The sequence below is a fragment of the Devosia sp. genome (genome assembly GCF_017307565.1).
Taxonomy (GTDB): Bacteria; Pseudomonadota; Alphaproteobacteria; order Rhizobiales; family Devosiaceae; genus Devosia.
In genome coordinates this window covers 1-1,139 of sequence record NZ_JAFKHD010000137.1, presented here as the reverse complement: position 1 = coordinate 1,139, position 1,139 = coordinate 1, and the positions used below count along the sequence as shown (strand labels likewise).

The 1,139-nt window shown below is 60.8% G+C and carries 2 protein-coding genes; both read right to left on the bottom strand.

Translation table 11 applies throughout. The features are described from left to right. Positions 1 to 739 (bottom strand): nitrite/sulfite reductase (locus tag J0I64_RS03725; RefSeq protein WP_291406269.1); only part of this gene is annotated, 739 nt, incomplete at its 3' end. Next, a complete protein-coding gene (locus J0I64_RS03720; RefSeq protein ID WP_291406268.1) occupies positions 726 to 1,049 on the bottom strand; it encodes a DUF2849 domain-containing protein in 324 nt (107 codons plus the stop codon). The genes J0I64_RS03725 and J0I64_RS03720, both read right to left, overlap by 14 nt. Positions 1,050 to 1,139: the final 90 nt, after the last annotated feature.

Genomic DNA, 1,139 nt, shown 5'->3' with positions numbered 1-1,139 from the left:
ACTTGTTGTCGCGGCGGCCATAGCGGTTGTAAACGCGCATGATGCTCTCGAGATAAGCCAGCAGGTGCTCATTGGGCACGAAGCTATTGATAAGCTTGGCAATCATCGGCGTGCGTCCAAGGCCGCCGCCAACCCAGACTTCCCACCCGATTTCGCCGGCACCGTTCACGGCAGCCTGCAGGCCGATATCATGGAAGCGGATGGCTGCGCGGTCGTGCGGCGCACCGGTAATGGCGATCTTGAACTTTCGCGGGAGATACGAAAATTCCGGATGAAGGCTCGACCACTGGCGCAGGATTTCGGCAACCGGACGCGGATCAATGATCTCGTCGGCAGCGGCACCGGCAAACTGGTCCGTCGTGACATTGCGGATGCAATTGCCCGAGGTCTGGATCGCGTGCATTTCGACCGAGGCCAGCTCGTCGAGAATGACCGGAATGTCCTTCAGCTTCGGCCAGTTATACTGGATGTTCTGACGGGTGGTGAAATGGCCATAGCCGCGGTCATAGACCCTGGCGATATGGGCGAGCTTGCGCATCTGGCGGCTCGATAGTGTGCCATAGGGCACGGCGACGCGCAGCATATAGGCATGGAGCTGCAGGTAGAGACCGTTCATCAGCCGCAGCGGGCGGAACTGGTCCTCCGAAAGCTCGCCGGAAAGGCGGCGCTTTACCTGATCGGCAAACTGCGAAGTGCGACCCGCGACAAACGCGGCGTCAAATTCGTCATATCGATACATGACCGTCCTCACCCAGATGCTGGCGGTCGTAAGCCTGCCCATTGAGAGTAAGCGGCGCGGTGGGGCCTGCCGCACGAATACGTTCGCGAAGACGCTTGGGAACGATCTGGCCGTCCACCTCGTCAACTTCTTCGATTTCAAGGCTGATGACCCGGCCATTGGCCTTGGTCGCGGCCAGTGCAGCGTCGCGCTCGGCAACTTCTTCCTTCGAGAAGAGACGCGCCGACTGCAGCGGTTCGATCCACGCCCCGGACGCAGACAGATAGACCGTCGCTCCCGAGGTGAGCTCGTTGCCGGTGAGAATGTCCATTCATGCCACCTTGAATTTCGCGACCGCCAAATCTTCCGCCGCGGCCCAGTCGCCATGCGCCACCGCCTCGCCGATGAAGATCACCGCCGG